This window comes from Streptomyces sp. NPDC055140, from assembly GCF_053607285.1.
The window spans coordinates 1-2204 of the sequence record NZ_JBSGTG010000151.1 but is presented as its reverse complement, the minus strand read 5'-3'; the positions used below and the strand labels follow the sequence as shown (position 1 = coordinate 2204).

Sequence of the window (2204 nt, the reverse complement as noted above, 5' to 3'; positions counted from 1 at the left end):
CGGTCCTGCGGATTCGTTGATCACGCGGACCGTAACGGCTCCCGCAACATCCGTCACCGTGCGGAAGAGTTGTGGCGACGCGGGGTGCAGTCAACTGCCCCAGACCCACCCCAGAAAACCGGGCGTGGGACAGGACGCAAGCGCAGCGCCACAGCCAGTGGTGCCCGTTGTGCAAGCCCGGGACTTTGAGTCCCGGGTGGTTGACGTGCGCGAAGCCGTGCTCGACGGGCGCGCGGCCGGCGGCGATGATCCGGTTGGCGGTCTTCTGGCCGGTGGTGAGCTTGATGGCGCGGGTGGCCTTGTAGCCGGTGACGACGACTTGGTCGTTGCAGTCCTTGTCGAGGCCGAGGAAGCCCAGGTCGGCCAGGGCGCCGAGGCCGGCGGCGCGAGCGACAGGTACTCCCCGAAGCCCTGCTCGCTGATCCGCTGCACGACCCGCCCGGCCACCACCAGCTCATCACGCTCGATGAGCCTGACTTCCGGGATTCACTGCCCTCGCACCCCGCTGCGCCGGTTCCTGGACCGTGAACTGTCAGCCGGCGCCACCCGTTGCGCAAGAACTTCCGCGCCGACAGCGCAGTGACCAGATCGTGCTGCCGGGACCTGGTGTCGGCACGGAGGCAGGCAACGTCGGCGCTGCGATCGACTACCGGCTACGCCTGGCGTTCACCGCTGCCGAGCTCCTCGACCATGTCGCCCTCGTCGGCCGGCGCCTGACAAGTTCCGCCTCGGTCACCACCTCATCAAGCTGGGCGTCGGTCCTCAAGGCCTTCCAGGGCGCGGCGCGCCAGGTTGGCCAGGTCGTCATGGGGCTGCATGGCAAGGTGAGTGAGATGTGGTGTCACTCTGTCATAGTCGTAGAAACGGGACCATGCGTCAAAAATGGCGATCAGGTGCTTGTTGTCCCCCGGGTTGTCAAGAAGGGGAAGCAGAATGGGGAGAAGGGGCACACGAGCAGCAGAGGAGGCGTCACCCAGCGCCTCCGCAGCCGCAAAGGCCTCCTTGTGGGCTTCCGTGTCGGCCTGGCTGTGCATCTTCAGGGCGTGAGCTACGAGGTCAACGGCTTCGTCAACCTCCCCCCTCAGGTTGAGTCGCTGAACGACCTCATTGAGCGGCTGCACCATCCATGCGGTCTCTCCGATCTGCTCGTCTACGGGCAGTGAGGAGACCATCACAGTTGCCATCTCTATGCTCCAGGGAAGTCCCGCATCGAGACCGGCGAGCACAGCGGAGGCCCGGACGGGCAGTGGCTCTTGCGTCGCGAGAGCGCCGGGAATCAACTCCGTGGCGCGTGTGGGGTCCAGGAGCGTGATGCCGAACAGCAGGTCTCCCCGGATGCGCGCGGCGGTCTCCACCTGCCAGCGGGCGAGGAGGGCGGGCAGGGCCTTCTCGGGCGCGCGGCTCTGTGCGACTGCCCACACCGCCAGCTGCCGTGTACGAGGAGTTGGGTGAGTGAGCAGGGGCAGCAGGACGGCAAGTTGAGCCGCGAGTGCGTCCTTGACGCCTCTGGGCGGGACACCCTCGTCCTCGTCGTCGCTCTCGCTCGCGGCCATGGAACCAAGCAGGTCCAGCAGGATCTCAGTCTGGATGCGCGCTGCTGCCAGCCGCGCAATAAAGGGAACAGCTGGGGGCGCAGAGGGGAACACCGTCTGAGAGTTGTAGATGTGCGAGGCCAGTTCGTACACGGCCTCCCGCGACGCACGCTCGTCTGGTGACGTCACATCCCTCAGGATGGTTGGGATTTCGGGTGCGTCGTACGAGGCCCATGGCTGAGAATCCAGACCATCAAAAACGGAATTCATATCCATGGGGACACATTTTAGGTACCGCGCCGGCGAACCGCCGAGTTACTACCACGTGAAGAACGTGGCCACGCTCGATTGCCTTGACTTCCGGGCCGACTACGGGCCCTACGTGACAAGGTGCAACGAAGGCGCGTACCAGACCTGGCTGATGAACGACACCATCGGCCAGCTCTCCGAAATGCGGCAAAACGTGGGTGACAGGCTGTGTTTGGTCGTCCGCAACGGTCAGGCGACGATGAAGCCGTGTTCGTCCAGCGACCCGGCAGCCCTGTGGAATGCGTACTTCACCACCGCGGGCTTCGAGCTGATCAACAACGTGACCAAAGACCTGTCTTGGCGAGGGGTCGGGCAGCATTGCCCACGTCACGCTCGTCAAGTGCACCGGCGGCAATTCCCAGC

Annotated in this window: 3 protein-coding genes; 2 read left to right on the top strand and 1 reads right to left on the bottom strand. The window is 65.1% G+C overall.

Annotated features, from left to right (window positions below; translation table 11 throughout):
- Positions 1–205: 205 nt before the first annotated feature.
- On the top strand, positions 206–583 hold the full coding sequence (locus ACWFR4_RS48475) for a hypothetical protein (RefSeq protein ID WP_453658345.1): 378 nt from the start codon (positions 206–208) through the stop codon (positions 581–583).
- Between the two features lie 160 nt (positions 584–743).
- Here the strand turns inward: ACWFR4_RS48475 and ACWFR4_RS48470 are convergent, their stop codons facing one another.
- Entirely contained in the window at positions 744–1808 is a 1065-nt protein-coding gene (locus ACWFR4_RS48470) for a hypothetical protein (protein WP_453658343.1), read from the bottom strand.
- Between the two features lie 58 nt (positions 1809–1866).
- Here ACWFR4_RS48470 and ACWFR4_RS48465 point away from each other — a divergent pair.
- Positions 1867–2204 (top strand): hypothetical protein (locus ACWFR4_RS48465; RefSeq protein WP_453658341.1); only part of this gene is annotated, 338 nt, incomplete at its 3' end.